The organism is Actinomadura sp. 1N219 (genome assembly GCF_044326405.1).
Lineage (GTDB): Bacteria > Actinomycetota > Actinomycetes > Streptosporangiales > Streptosporangiaceae > Spirillospora.
Genome location: NZ_JBIRAY010000002.1, coordinates 66589 through 79373 on the forward strand (window position 1 = coordinate 66589; position 12785 = coordinate 79373).

Consider the following 12785-nt stretch of genomic DNA (forward strand, 5'->3'; position numbering starts at 1 on the left):
TCCCCGGGGGCGGACTCCTGAGGCCCAATGGCCTCGAGAATCGGTCCCCCTCCGGCGAGAGCCGGGGTCCGACGACGATGAAAGTGAGCCTGGGGGGCCAGAATGCCGTCTGAATACGCAAAGGCTCTCGGCGCGCGCCTGCGCGCCATCCGCACCCAGCAGGGCCTGTCCCTGCACGGCGTGGAAGAGAAGTCACGTGGCCGCTGGAAGGCCGTCGTCGTGGGTTCGTACGAGCGGGGCGACCGCGCCGTCACCGTTCAGAAGCTGGCCGAGCTCGCCGATTTCTATGGCGTGCCGGTATCCGAGTTGCTGCCCGGCGGAGCCGCGCCGAGCCCGCTCGGGCCTACACCAAAGCTCGTGATCGATCTAGAGCGGTTGCAGCAGCTTCCGAAAGACAAGGCCGGTCCTCTCGCCCGCTACGCCGCGACGATTCAAAGCCAGCGTGGCGACTACAACGGAAAGGTCCTGTCCATCCGCCAGGAAGACCTGCGTTCACTCGCGGTCATCTATGACAAGTCCCCGACCGAGCTGACCGAAGAGCTCATCGGCTGGGGCGTGCTCGACCCGGAGGCGCGCCGCGCCGTCGAGTCGTTCTGACAGTTCTGCTAGATCAGCACCACCGCGATGGGGCCCGGCACCGCACCGGGCCCCGTCCCGCGCCGCCGTCGTCACGGCCACTTCCGCGCGTCCGTCGTCACGGCCCGCTCCTCCCCGCCGTCGTCACGGCCCCCCGATCAGCTTCCGGGCGCGTAGTTCCTCGATTCGGTCGGGCGGCAGGGACAGGACGTCCCTCAGAACCTCGTTCGTGTGTCCGCCCAAGGTCGGGGCAGGGCTGGGCGGTAGAGACGCCTCACCGAGCCGTAGCGGGGAGCCTGGGGCCAGGTGAGGGCCTATGCCCGGTTGGTCCAGGAGGGACATTAGGGGTTCTGCGGGCAGTTCCCGGGTGAGTTGTGCAAGGCCGCGGTAGCGGGACCACAGGACGGACGTGTCCTTCAACCCGTCCTCGACCTCCTCGCACGTGCGGGACGCGAACCAAGGCGCGAGCACACCCCCGAGTGCCTCCCGGTAGGTGTAGCGGTCGCCGGCACGGCTGAAGTCGGCGTCGAGGGCGCGTTCCAGTGCGGCGGTCACCTCGCTTAGGCCGGTCGCGTCCACCAGGTCGCGCCAATGACGCGGCGTAAGGGTGACGACCATGACGCGCCCGTCGGCCGTAGCGAAATCGCGTCCGAAGTCGCCGAAGACACTGTTGCCGATGCGCGGACGCGCCTCGCCTAGCTGCGCCTCAGCGAGAAAGCCCAAGTTCCCGGCCGTGGCCAAGGCGACGTCCTGCAGCGCGACGCGAATCCTCTGGCCCTCGCCCGTGCGCAGACGGTGCCGTTCGGCGGCCAGTAGGCCGATGGCCAGGTAAAGACCGCAGGCGATGTCCCAGGCGGGAAGCACGTGATTCACAGGGGCCGCCTGGTCGGACGGGCCCGTGATGGACGGGAACCCCAAGGCGGCGTTCACCGTGTAGTCGACGGCGTTGCCCCCGTCCCGGCGGCCCTGTAGCTGGACGTGGATCAGGTCCGGACGCGCCTGCCGCAGGGCTTCGTACGTGAGTCCCTCGCGTGGCGGTGCGTTGGTCAGGACCACACCGGCCTCTTGGATGAGACCGGCGACCAGTTCCCGTCCCTCCGAGGAGCGGAGATCGACCGTGACCGACCGCTTTCCCTTGTTCAGCCCCGCCCAGTACAGGCTGCGGCCGGACGGGGCGAGCGGCCAGCGGTCGATGTCGGGGCCGCCGCCCACCGGGTCGACGCGGATCACGTCCGCGCCGAGCTGGGCGAGCGTCATCCCGCCCAGCGGCGCGGCGACGAAGCTGGACAGCTCGACCACGCGCAGCCCGGCGAGCGGCCCCGCGGTCATGGGGCGATCTCGATGAGGGACCGCGCGCCCTGCCCGGCCCGCATCCGGTCGAACGCGGCGGCGACGCCGTCCAGGCCGATGCGGTGGGTGACCAGCGTCGACAGGTCGAGGCGTCCGGCCTCGATCTCGGCGGCGAGCGGCGGGACGTCCCGGTCGGGGTCGGACGACCCGTACACCGAGCTGGTCAGCCGCCGGTTGAAGTGGAACAGCTCCAGCGCGTTGAACGTGACGGCGTCGTCACGCGCCCCCACGCCGACGACGGTGCACTGCCCGCCGCGGCGCACCGACTGCCAGGCCGTCCGGATCAGGTCCGCCTTGCCGACGCACTCGAAGGCGTGGTCGGCGCCGCGTCCGCCCGTCAGGGCGCGGACCTGTTTGGCCAGCTTGGGGTCGCCCTCCAGGTAGTGCGTCGCGCCCGCCGCCCTGGCGAGCGCCTCCTTCTCCGCGCCCCGGTCGACGGCGATGATCGTCCCGGCTCCGGCGAGGCGCGCGCCCATGACGGCCGACAACCCGATACCGCCGAGACCGATGACGAGTACCGATTGCCCTTCCCGGACCTGCGCGGTATTGCGGACGGCTCCGATACCTGTCAACACGGCGCAACCCAGCAGCGCGCCTAGGTCGAGCGGCGCGGACGCAGGCAAAGGCACCACAGAACGTTCGGGCACCACCAGTTCTTCAGCGAAACCACCGACGCCCATACAGGCGTACAGGTCCTCGCCGTCCAGCGTCGCGCCGGACGGAGGGCTCACAGCCCCTTCAACGGCGCTGCACAGCCATGGCTCGTCCTGGCCGCAGAACCAACACTCGCCGCACGCCGCGGCCCAGTTCAGCACGACCCGGTCGCCGGGCCGCACCTTCGTCACGTCCGCGCCTGCCTCCGCCACCGTCCCCGCGGCCTCGTGGCCGAGGACGAGCGGGAACTTCGGCGCGAGCGTGCCGTTGATCATCGACAGGTCCGAGTGGCACACCCCGGCCGCCGCCACCCGGACCCGCACGTCCCCCGGACCGACCGGGGGCAGCTCGATCTCGCGGACCCGCGGCGGGGCGTCCGGCTCCGTGGCGACGACGGCCTTGACCATGGGACGGTCTCCTCCTGGGTTCAGAGCTGGATGGACTTCGTCTCAAGGAATTCGTCGAGGCCGAACCGTCCCATCTCACGGCCGAGCCCGGACTGCTTGTACCCGCCGAACGGCGCCATCGGGTTGTACGCGCCGCCGTTGACGTCGATGGACCCCGTCTTGACCTGGCGGGCGAACGCCAGCGCCCGGTCCTTCTCCGCCGCCCACACACCCCCCGCGAGACCGTAACGGGAGTTGTTCGCGATCTGGAGCGCCTCGTCCTCGTCCCGGAACGGGATGACCGACAGCACCGGCCCGAAGATCTCCTCCTGCGCGACGGTCGCGTCCTGGTCGACATCGGCCAGAACGGTGGCCGCGACGTAGTGCCCGCGGTCGAACCCGTCCGGCGTGCCGCTACCGCCCGTGACGACGCGCGCGCCTTCCGAAACGCCGGTGTCGATGAAGCCGCGCACCCGCTCCAGCTGCGCGCGGGACACCATCGGACCCAGTTTCGTGGACGGCTCAAGCGGATCCCCAGGCGCGAACCCCTCCGCGAACCCCTTGGCCAACTCCAGGGCCTGCTCGTACAGGTCCTGATGGACGAGCATGCGTGTCCAGGCCGTGCACGTCTGGCCACCGTTGAGGAACGCGTTGGAGACGCCGACCTTCACGGCGGTCTTCACGTCTGCGTCGTCCAGGATGACGTTGGCGGACTTGCCGCCCAGCTCCAGCGCGACCTTCTTGATCGTCCCGGCGGCAAGCTCCGCGACCCGCGAACCGGCCCGCACCGACCCCGTGAACGACACCATGTCGACCTCGGGATGCACGGCCAGCGCCTCCCCCACGACCGGCCCGTACCCGGGCACGAGGTTGACGACGCCCGCGGGCAGCCCGGCCTCGTGGACGGCGTCCAGCAGCAGGTAGGCGACCAGCGGCGCGAGCTCGCTCGGCTTGATCACGATCGTGCACCCGGCCGCGAGCGCGGGCGCGAGCTTGCACGTGATCTGGTGCAGCGGGTAGTTCCACGGCGTGATCGCGCCGACGACGCCCGCGGGCTCCCGCACCACCAGCGAGTTCCCGACGCGCTCGTCCGGCACGCCACCGGCGATCAGCTCGGCGTATCCGGCGACGACCGTCTGCGGCAGCTTCGCCTGGATGCGGGACGCGATCCGCATCGGCGTGCCGACCTCGCTCGCGATCGTCCGCGCGATCTCGTCCTCGCGGCTCGCGAGGGCGTCGTGCAGCCGTCCGAGATACTCCGAACGCTCCTTCCAGGACGTCGCCGACCACGCCGGCAACGCGTCCCGCGCGGCCCTGACGGCCCGGTCGACGTCCTCCGCCGTCCCTTCTGGCACGGTCCCGAAGGTCTCCTCGGTCGCGGGGTTCTCGACGGCGATGACCCCGCTGCCGCTCGGACTCGTCCACTCTCCACCGATGTAGAGCACATCTCGGTCGTGCACGGCGACTCCTCACATGTCGGCAGGTTCTATGAATACGACACCCCCACCCCGCCCGGCTCCCCCGGCCCCCTGATAGCCGCCACAGACGCTGCACCAGGCACCAGGGCACCACCCACCATCCCCCGCACGACCTTGAGGAACAACTTCCGCGACCAGCGATATCGGCCGGAGCGTCGAAGAACCACGCCGTGAGGAGGGGGCCGGGCCGTGACGAGGGCCTAGCCGTGACGAGAAGCCGGGCCAGCACGAGGGCCCGGGCCAGCACGAGGGCCCGGGTCGGCACGAGGGGCCGGGCCAGCACGAGGGGCCGGGTCGGCACGAGGGCCGGGTCGGCACGAGGGCCCGGGCCAGCACGAGGGCCCGGGCCAGCACGAGGGCCCGGGCCAGCACGAGGGGCCGGGCCGGCACGAGGGGCCGGGCCAGCACGAGGGGCCGGGCCAGCACGAGGGCCTGGTCGTGACGAGAAGCCGGACCGTGACGAGGGGCCCGGGCTGGCGCGAGGGCCCGGGTCGGCGCGCGCGAGCGTGCGGGCGGTCGGCGTATTGCCGCGCGCATGGCGAAGCCGCCGCCGCCTGGCGGTGGGCGGAGGGGGTGGGGATCGCGCCGGTGGGGCCGGCTCGGGGGGAGGTGCGGCCGCCGCCGGCGCGATCGGCTGGGGTTGGCGGTGGCCGGGGCGGCCGGTTGGCGGCCCCGGCCACCGGGAGGCGGTCCCGGGGAGGGGGACGGCCTCGGGAGGGGGTCAGCTGGCTTCGGGGATGGGCAGGGTCGGCTGGCTGGTGACGCCAAGGGTGTCCTCGACGAGGGTGACGAAGACGTCGGCGTCGTGCAGGAGTTCCTCGGCCTCGCGCGGCGTGACGGCGCGGGGCAGGCCGGCCTCGGCGGCGGCGCGCTTGTCGGCGCCGGCGGCGAAGAAGGCGGCCCATTCGCGCAGGGCGGGCTCGGCCTCCGGGAGCAGGACCCAGACGCTGCGCGGACGGCCGCGCCGGTGGGTCTCCAGGGGTTCCTTGGACGCCAGGACCGCGGCCGCGGCGCGCAGCGCGGCCAGGTGGGCGCACACGTAGCGGACGGCGGGCGAGGTGGCCTCGGCCGCTTCGGCGAGGCCCATGCGGGCGGCGTGGAGCTGGCCGGCGGCCGTGTGCGCCGGGCGTGGTGCGGGCATCGGACGGCGGCGCGGGCTCGGCGGTGGGACGGACTGGGCGGCGGCGTGGACGCCGCGTGCGGTCATCGTTCCGGACATTTCTGCCTCCTTCCGGGCTCGGGCCGGCCGGGCGGAGAGCTTCCCCTCACTCCGCCCGGCCGTCCGTCCCGCCGGAGCTGCGCTCCGGCGGGGACGTCGCCCTGGCACGGGCCGCGAGTCCCGCACCACGTCGAACATAAGTTCGACGCACAACCCAGTAAACCGCCCTGACGCCGATTCGTCAACGTGTTCGAATGGGTGTCGCATCCCGCAGGTCAGAGGGGTGCGACGATGATCAGCCGGGCCGCCTGACATGGACGGGGACGTCCGTCCCGAGGAGGTCCGGGAAGTACTCGGCGATGTGCATCGGCAGGCGGACGCAGCCGTGCGAGGCGGGGTATCTGGGCACGTCCAGGGCGCCGTGGAAGGCGATGCCGCCGTTGAAGTAGATCGGGTTGTAGAGGCGGCCCAGCGGCGAGGTCTCCCAGCCGGAGGCGCGGCGTCCCGTACGGAAGTCGCCCGTGCCCGTGCTGGCGTAGCGGCAGCGGGGGACCTTGGCGCCGCGGTCCTTGGCGCAGTAGTACTCACCGGAGCCTGACGAGATGTGCGTGATGAGACGCGGCTGCCCGTCCTTGTAAAGGACGAGGTACTGGCGTTTCAGGTCGACGTCGACGCGGTCCTTCTCGCGCTTCTTGGCCATCGGCCGCGGTTGCGAGGGGTTGGCCAGGGCCTCCCAGAACGACTTGTCGAGCGTGCCCTTCTGCTTCGTGCGGTTCACTGCCTGGAACGCCCACACGGCCAGTTGGGTGGACGTCCCGTACTTCCCGTCCGCTTTGCCTGGGTCGTAGCGCAGTTCCTTAAGGCGGCGCTGGAGTGCCTTGACGTCGTCGCCCTTCGCGCCCGGCTTCAGCTTGCGTTGCGTGGGCGTGGGCGTCGGCGTGGCGGGCGGCGCGGGCGTCGTCGGTTTGGCGACCGGCGTCGTCGGCGGGCCGGCCGCCTCGTTCGTCCCGTTGCAGGCCGTCAGGAAAAGGGCTGCGGTCAGCAAAACCGCGCTCGTCCGCACGTCGATCGGTCTCCCTCGCATGAGCTGACCTTAAAGTGCTACCCATGCATCCGAATACCGAAATCGTGGCAAAGGCGCTGCTCGACCGGGGAGCGGCGGGGGCCGTCGTGGAGCTGCCCGAGTCCGCGCCGACGGCGCAGGCGGCGGCCGACCAGCTCGGCTGCGAGGTGGGCGCGATCGCCAACAGCCTGGTGTTCGACGCGGACGGGGCGCCGCTGCTGGTGATGACGAGCGGCGCGCACCGGGTCGACACGGTGAAGATCGCGGCGCTGGTGGGGGCGGCGAAGGTGAGGCGGGCGACGCCGGAGTTCGTCCGGGAGGCGACCGGGCAGCCGATCGGGGGTGTGGCGCCGCTGGGGCATCCGGCGCCGATCCGTACGCTCGTGGACGTCTGGCTGGACAAGTACGACCAGGTCTGGGCCGCGGGCGGGCATCCGCACACCGTTTTCCCCACGTCGTACGAGGAACTGCTGAGGATCACCGGGGGCGCCCCGGCGGAGGTGGGATGACATGGAGCTCTGGCACAACCCGCGCTGCTCGAAGAGCCGCGCAGCCAAGGCCGCGCTGGACGAGGCGGGCGTCGAGTACACCGAGCGCCGTTACCTGGACGAGCCGCCCACGGCGGACGAGTTCGACGCGGTGCTGAAGCGGATCGGCGCGGAGCCGTGGGACGTGGCCCGCCTCAACGAGCCGAAGGCGAAGGAGCTCGGGCTCAAGGACCTGGCGCACGACCGGGCCCGCTGGATCGAGATCATGGTGGCGAACCCGGTGCTGATCCAGCGGCCGATCGTCCTGACCGGCGAGACCGCCGTCGTGGCGCGGGACGACGCGTCCGTGCGCATCGCCCTCGGCGCCGGACGTCCGTGATCAGCTTTCGTCATACGTCGGGGCACCGCCCGGTCTACTCTCTGTCGGGTGAGGGACCCGAAGCTCCGCGAGATCGACGAGCGCGCGTTCCTGCGCAGGCTCGGCCCCATGCTGGACGTCTACGCGGCCACCATGGACCCGCCGGACGAGCAGCTTCCGGGCCGCCACACCATCATGGAGCGGCATGCCTCGTATCCGGGTTTCCGGGCGTTCGTGGTGGAGCGGCGCGGGGCGCTGCCCGTCCTGGCGGGGCCGGTGCAGGGGTTCGCGTACGGGTTCCACGGGGCGCGCGGGCAGTGGTGGCATGACGTCGTCGTCCAGGCGCTGACCGATCTGGAGGGGCCGGAGCACGCGGAGGCGTGGCTGGAGGACACGTTCGAGGTCGCGGAGCTGCACGTCCACCCGGAGTCGCAGGGCAGGGGTCTCGGCCGGGCGCTGCTGAACGCGCTGTGCGAGGGCAGGGCGGAGCGCACGGTGGTGCTGTCGACGCTGGACCGGCGGCCGGACACGCCGGCCCGCACGCTCTACCGTTCCGTCGGCATGGTCGATCTGCTGACGGACTTCGCGTTCCCCGGAGGCGGCCCCCGCTACGCGGTCATGGGCGGGACCCTGCCGTTGGCCCCGTACGCGCCCGCGTCGAGCAGCCCGTAGACCTCGCGCGTCGCCGTGGACTTGTTGAACGTGATGAAGTGGATGCCGGGCGCGTCCTGGTCGAGCAGCTCCTGGCACAGGCCGGCGGCGTGCTCGATGCCGAGGCGGCGGACGGCGTCCGGGTCGTCGGCGACGGCGTCGAACCGGGCCTTGACCTCGGGCGGGAACGGCGCGCCCGACAGCTGCTCGGACCGCTCGATCGTGCTGATCTGGGTGACCGGCATGATGCCGGGCAGGATCGGCACGTCGCAGCCGGCGGCGGCGACGCGGTCGCGGAGCCGGAAGTAGTCCTCGGCGCGGAAGAACATCTGCGTGATCGCGTAGTCGGCGCCGGCGCGGCACTTGTCGACGAAGTGGCGGGTGTCGCTCTCGATGTCGGGCGAGCGCGGGTGCTTGTAGGGGAACGCGGCGACGCCGACGCTGAAGTCGCCGTAGGAGCGGATCATCCGGACGAGGTCGGCGGCGTACTCGACGCCGTCGGGGTGCTTGACCCACTCCCCCATCGGGTCGCCGGGCGGGTCGCCGCGCACGGCGAGGATGTTGCGGACGCCGACGGAGGCGAACCGGCCGATCAGCTGCCGCAGCTCGGCCTGGGAGTGGTCCACGGCGGTGAAGTGCGCGACGGGCGTGAGCGTGGTGTCGGTGGCGATCCGCTCGACGATGTCGACGGTCTTGTCGCGGGTGCCGCCGCCCGCGCCGTAGGTCACGGACACGAACGTCGGGTGCAGCGGCTCCAGTTCCCGGATCGTGCGCCACAGGTTCCGGGCGCCCTTGTCGGTCTTGGGCGGGAAGAACTCGAACGAGAAGGACTTGGCGCCGGAGGCCAGCAGCTCTCGGACGGCGGGAGGACGGTCTGGGCGCAGGCGTGGCATTCCCCAAGCCTACAGAAGGCCCCGGGACGCGTCCGGGACCGCCGAAAGGAGTGATGCTCCGCACAGCGAACGGGTGTTATGCCCACATTTCCGAAGATCTATGGACTTCTCACGTTTCCGGCGGACGGTTGAAACTTCCCAGGTGGATACGATCACGGCATGTCGACCAGCCTCATCCGCAAGGAGGTCGACGAGGCGCTCCTGGCCTTCGTCGACCGGCAGCGCCCGCCCCTGCTGACCATCAGCGACGACCTCGCACCGCTGCTGTCCGCCCTGGAGGCGCTGCTCGGCGGGGGCAAGCGGCTCCGTCCGGCGTTCTGCTACTGGGGATGGCGCGCCGCGGGCGGCGAGGACGGCCAGGCCATCGTGCGGGCCGCGGCGTCCCTGGAGCTGCTGCAGGCCAGCGCGCTGATCCACGACGACGTGATGGACTCCAGCGACACGCGGCGGGGGCAGCCGTCCGTCCACCGCCGGTTCGAGGCGCTGCACGGCGCGCAGGCGTGGCCCGGCGACGCGGAGGCGTACGGCGCGGGCGCGGCGATCCTGCTCGGCGACCTGTGCCTGGCCTGGTCGAGCGAGATGTTCGAGACCTGCGGGCTGGACGGCGACCGCAGGCGGCGCGGCCGGGACGTCTACGACCTGATGCGCACCGAGGTGATGTGCGGCCAGTACCTCGACATGCTGGAGGGCACGCGCGGCGAGGCGTCCGTCGCCACGGCGCTGCGCGTGGTGGAGTTCAAGAGCGCCAAGTACACGATCGAGCGTCCGCTGCACCTCGGCGCGGCGCTCGCCGGGGCCCGCCCGGACGTGATCGCCGCGCTCAGCGGCTACGGCCTGCCCCTCGGCATCGCCTTCCAGCTCCGCGACGACGTCCTGGGCGTGTTCGGCGACCCGGGCGAGACGGGCAAGCCGGCGGGCGACGACCTGCGCGAGGGCAAGCGGACGGTGCTGATCGCCCTCACCGTGGAGCGCGCCTCCCAGGCGCAGGCCGCGGCGCTGCGGCGGCGCCTCGGCGACCCCGGCCTCGACCGTCCCGGCGTGGACGAGCTGCGCGCGATCATCGAGGAGACCGGCGGGCTCGCCGCCTGCGAGGCCATGATCGAGCGCTACCTCGGCGAGGCGGAGGAGGCGCTCCGCTCCGCGCCGATCACCGCCGAGGCCCGGCACGCGCTCTCCGGCCTCGCGGTCGCGGCCACCGCACGGAGCATGTAGCCGCCCCGCGCGGAGCCTGCGGCCGCCCGCGCGGAGCCTGCGGCCGTCCCGCACGGAGCCTGCGGCCGTCCCGCACGGAGCCTGCGGCCGTCCCGCACGGAGCCGGTGGCCGTCCCGCACGGAGCACGGGGGCGCCCGCGCGCAGCAGGTGGGCGGCGTCGGCACGTTCCAGTCCGGGGGCCGAAGATCGCGGTTCCACTGCCGGAATCCCCGGCGACACGGTACAAATAAGGAGATCTTCGTCCGTCCCCGCCGAGTCGGAGCCCCCCAAGTGCCGCACGACACCTCCCCCGGGAGGACGAGCCCCCATCCCGCGCGCAGCGCCGCCGCCCGTCCCGGACGGCCCGGCCAGGCCCACGCGGGCAACCCGGGCCGTCCGGCCAAGGAACCGGGCCGTCCGGCGAAGGAACCAGGCCGTCCGGCGAAGGCGCGCCCTGCCGCGGCCCGCCCGGCGCAGCCCCGTTCCGGCCCCGACCGCCAGGCCGCCGCCGGATCGGACCCCGACCGCCAGAGCGACCCCGACTGCCGGAGCGGCGCCGCGCGGACGGCGCGCGGCAAGCGGCCCGGCGCCCCGCTCGGCCCGGACGACCCCCGCGGCCTGGGCGGATACACGCTGCTCGGACGGCTCGGCGAGGGCGGCCAGGGCGTCGTCTACCTCGGCCGGGACGGCGACGGCGAGCTCGTCACCGTCAAGCTGCTGCGCGGCGGCGTGGCGGCCGGGCAGCGGGCGCGCAGCCGCTTCGTCAAGGAGGCGGACGCGGCCCTGCGGGTGGCGGGACGGCACACGGCCCGCGTCCTGGACGCCGACATGACCGGCGACCGCCCGTACATCGTCAGCGAGTTCGTCGAGGGCCCGGCGCTCCAGCACGTCGTCCAGGACCGCGGCCCGCTGCCCGCGCCCAAGCTCCGCAAGCTCGCGCTGCGGACGGCGGCGGCGCTCGCCGCGATCCACCGCGCCGGCATCGTGCACCGCGACTTCAAGCCCGGCAACGTGCTGCTCGGCCCGGACGGCGCCAAGGTCATCGACTTCGGCATCGCCCGGATCGCCGACGCCACCCCGGTGACCACCGGCCCGGTCGGCACGCCCGCCTACATGGCGCCCGAGCAGATCGAGGACGAGCCGGTCGGGACGCCCGCCGACGTGTTCGCGTGGGGCGCCACCATGGTGTACGCCGCGACGGGACGCCCGCCGTTCGGCACCGGGTCGAGCGCGGCCGTGATGCGGCGGGTCACGTCCCGCAGCCCCGACCTCGGCGACCTCGGCGGGCCGCTGCGCGACCTCGCCGCCCGCTGCCTCGACAAGAACCCGGCCGCCCGGCCGACCGCGTCGCAGATCGTCCGGGCGCTCCGCGAAGGGCAGGGACCGATGCCGAAACCGCGGCCGACGCGCATCCCGCGCTACCGGTGGCGGATGATGGTCGCGCTCGCGGCCGTCGTCGTCTCCGGCTTCGTCCTCGGCATGCTGTTCTGAAGGGGCATGCTGTTCTGAAGGTCCAGCCCTGCCTCACCAGTGCGGCGGACGGTCCTCGAGCAGGCGGGAGTCGTCGGCGTCGCCGCGCCATTCGCCCCAGCCGGTGTCGGTGTCGTCGGACGTCTGGTCCGGCAGGATCTCCAGGTCCTCGTCCAGCTCGACCGGCCGGTCGTCGTCGGGTCCCACGCTCATGATCCCCATTGTGGGCGATCGCGGACCGGGTCGCACTGTGATCCGGGTCAAACCACGACAAGATCAAAGGCGCGGGGTCAGGCGGCGAGGCGGCGGGCGAACTCCGCCGCGGCGGCGCCCGGATCGTCCGCCTCGGTGATCGCCCGGACCACCACGGCGCGGGTCGCCCCCGCGGCCTGGACGTCGCCCAGGTTGCCGAGGTCGATGCCGCCGATCGCGAACCACGGCCGCGCCACGCGCTGCGCCGCGACGTACTCCAGCAGCTTCGGGCCCGGCGCGGGACGGCCCGGCTTGGTCGGGGTCGGCCACACCGGCCCGGCGCAGAAGTAGTCGACGCCCGGCTCCGTCGCGGCCGCCGACGCCTGCTCGTCCGAATGCGTGGACCGGCCGATCAGCATGTCGCCGCCGACGATCTCGCGGGCGGCGTCCACCGGCAGGTCGTCCTGGCCGAGGTGCAGCACGTCGGCGCCGGCGGCGTGCGCCACGTCGGCGCGGTCGTTGACGGCGAGCAGCGCGCCGTGCCGCTCGCACGCCGCCCGGAAGATCTCCAGGTAGGCCAGCTCCTGCCGGGCCTCCAGGCCCTTCTGGCGGAGCTGGACGAGGTCGACGCCGCCGGCGAGGACGGCGTCCAGGAAGTCCGGCAGGTCCCCTTGCCGCTCCCTCGCGTCGGTGCAGAGGTAGAGGCGGGCGCGGCTGAGCCGGGCGCGCAGCGCGACGGCGCGTTCGGTCGGGAGATGCCTGGACACGGCGGGGAGACGTCCTTCCGGAAATGGGTTCGCGGGGCCGCGCGCGGCGGTTCCGTCCCGGCGCGCGCGACCCCGCGATCGTGTCAGACGTTCAGACGGTCAAAGCCG

The 12785-nt window shown here is 72.9% G+C and carries 14 protein-coding genes; 6 read left to right on the forward strand and 8 right to left on the reverse strand.

Annotated elements, in window-relative coordinates; genetic code table 11:
• Positions 1-102 precede the first annotated feature (102 nt).
• On the forward strand, positions 103-597 hold the full coding sequence (locus tag ACH35V_RS09070) for a transcriptional regulator (protein ID WP_021597992.1): 495 nt from the start codon (positions 103-105) through the stop codon (positions 595-597).
• Between the two features lie 123 nt (positions 598-720).
• Here the strand turns inward: ACH35V_RS09070 and ACH35V_RS09075 are convergent, their stop codons facing one another.
• The 5 genes from ACH35V_RS09075 to ACH35V_RS09095 all read right to left on the reverse strand — a co-directional run bounded on the left by ACH35V_RS09075 (position 721) and on the right by ACH35V_RS09095 (position 6687).
• Complete coding sequence (locus tag ACH35V_RS09075; RefSeq protein WP_395971207.1) at positions 721-1905, reverse strand: CoA transferase; 1185 nt, start codon at positions 1903-1905, stop codon at positions 721-723.
• Positions 1902-2987 (reverse strand): Zn-dependent alcohol dehydrogenase, encoded by a 1086-nt coding sequence (locus tag ACH35V_RS09080; protein ID WP_395971208.1) that lies wholly within the window; start codon positions 2985-2987, stop codon positions 1902-1904. Before ACH35V_RS09080 ends, ACH35V_RS09075 begins: the two co-directional genes overlap by 4 nt.
• Before the next feature lie 20 nt (positions 2988-3007).
• Complete coding sequence (locus tag ACH35V_RS09085; RefSeq protein ID WP_395971209.1) at positions 3008-4426, reverse strand: aldehyde dehydrogenase family protein; 1419 nt, start codon at positions 4424-4426, stop codon at positions 3008-3010.
• 739 nt (positions 4427-5165) lie between these two features.
• On the reverse strand, positions 5166-5663 hold the full coding sequence (locus ACH35V_RS09090) for an SAV_6107 family HEPN domain-containing protein (protein ID WP_395971210.1): 498 nt from the start codon (positions 5661-5663) through the stop codon (positions 5166-5168).
• Positions 5664-5898: 235 nt separating this feature from the next.
• Complete coding sequence (locus ACH35V_RS09095) at positions 5899-6687, reverse strand: peptidoglycan-binding protein (RefSeq protein WP_395971211.1); 789 nt, start codon at positions 6685-6687, stop codon at positions 5899-5901.
• 23 nt (positions 6688-6710) lie between these two features.
• On the opposite strand from ACH35V_RS09095, the gene ACH35V_RS09100 reads away from it, so the two are divergent.
• The 3 genes from ACH35V_RS09100 to ACH35V_RS09110 are packed head-to-tail and all read left to right on the forward strand — an operon-like array spanning position 6711 to position 8184.
• On the forward strand, positions 6711-7175 hold the full coding sequence (locus ACH35V_RS09100) for a YbaK/EbsC family protein (RefSeq protein ID WP_395971212.1): 465 nt from the start codon (positions 6711-6713) through the stop codon (positions 7173-7175).
• A gap of 1 nt (position 7176) precedes the next feature.
• Positions 7177-7533, forward strand: coding sequence for an arsenate reductase family protein (locus ACH35V_RS09105; RefSeq protein ID WP_395971213.1), 357 nt, complete (start codon positions 7177-7179; stop codon positions 7531-7533).
• A 48-nt stretch (positions 7534-7581) separates the two neighbouring features.
• Complete coding sequence (locus tag ACH35V_RS09110) at positions 7582-8184, forward strand: GNAT family N-acetyltransferase (protein WP_395971214.1); 603 nt, start codon at positions 7582-7584, stop codon at positions 8182-8184.
• Here the strand turns inward: ACH35V_RS09110 and metF are convergent.
• Positions 8121-9056, reverse strand: coding sequence for a methylenetetrahydrofolate reductase [NAD(P)H] (metF, locus tag ACH35V_RS09115; protein WP_395971215.1), 936 nt, complete (start codon positions 9054-9056; stop codon positions 8121-8123). The two genes, ACH35V_RS09110 and metF, sit on opposite strands and share 64 nt — an antisense overlap.
• A gap of 159 nt (positions 9057-9215) precedes the next feature.
• Here metF and ACH35V_RS09120 point away from each other — a divergent pair, with 159 nt between their 5' ends.
• Positions 9216-10268 carry a polyprenyl synthetase family protein gene (locus ACH35V_RS09120; RefSeq protein WP_395971216.1) on the forward strand — a complete coding sequence of 351 codons (1053 nt, stop codon included), beginning with the start codon at positions 9216-9218 and terminating at the stop codon, positions 10266-10268.
• A gap of 271 nt (positions 10269-10539) precedes the next feature.
• Positions 10540-11739 (forward strand): serine/threonine-protein kinase, encoded by a 1200-nt coding sequence (locus tag ACH35V_RS09125; protein WP_395971217.1) that lies wholly within the window; start codon positions 10540-10542, stop codon positions 11737-11739.
• 33 nt (positions 11740-11772) lie between these two features.
• On the opposite strand, the gene ACH35V_RS09130 is transcribed toward ACH35V_RS09125, so the two are convergent.
• Both ACH35V_RS09130 and thiE read right to left on the reverse strand, forming a co-directional pair.
• Positions 11773-11931 carry a hypothetical protein gene (locus ACH35V_RS09130; protein WP_395971218.1) on the reverse strand — a complete coding sequence of 53 codons (159 nt, stop codon included), beginning with the start codon at positions 11929-11931 and terminating at the stop codon, positions 11773-11775.
• 77 nt (positions 11932-12008) lie between these two features.
• Complete coding sequence (thiE, locus tag ACH35V_RS09135; RefSeq protein WP_395971219.1) at positions 12009-12677, reverse strand: thiamine phosphate synthase; 669 nt, start codon at positions 12675-12677, stop codon at positions 12009-12011.
• Between the last annotated feature and the right edge of the window lie 108 nt (positions 12678-12785).